This window comes from Ursidibacter sp. B-7004-1 (assembly GCF_053654055.1).
On record NZ_JBSIUP010000093.1, the window covers coordinates 1 to 428 of the forward strand.

Here is a 428-nt window from a genome sequence, read left to right on the forward strand (position 1 = left end):
AAAGTGGTTACAAACAACGATGGCACACACACATTAACCGTCACAGATGGCAATGGTACTGAAACAAGCACCATCATCAATGATGGCAAATCACCAACTGCCACCGTAGAAAAAGTTGGCGACACAGCCACCATTACCATCACCAACGCAGATGGCACTCAAAGCACTGCCACTGTTAAAGATGGTAAGAATGGTGAAAAAGGTGACCAAGGTGAAAAAGGTGCTGATGGCAAATCAGCCACAGCGACCGTGACAGACAACGGCAACGGCACGCATACCATCACAGTAAACAACCCTGATGGCACAAGTACCAGCACCACGGTGAATGACGGTAAAGACGGTAAATCACCAACTGCCACTGTAGAAAAAGTTGGCGACACAGCCACCATTACCATCACCAACGCAGATGGCACTCAAAGCACTGCCAC

Annotated in this window: 1 protein-coding gene; it reads left to right on the plus strand. The window is 48.6% G+C overall.

What is annotated here, in order from left to right:
• Positions 1–428 (plus strand): collagen-flanked surface repeat-containing protein (locus ACWIW0_RS11370; RefSeq protein WP_454453404.1); only part of this gene is annotated, 428 nt, incomplete at both ends.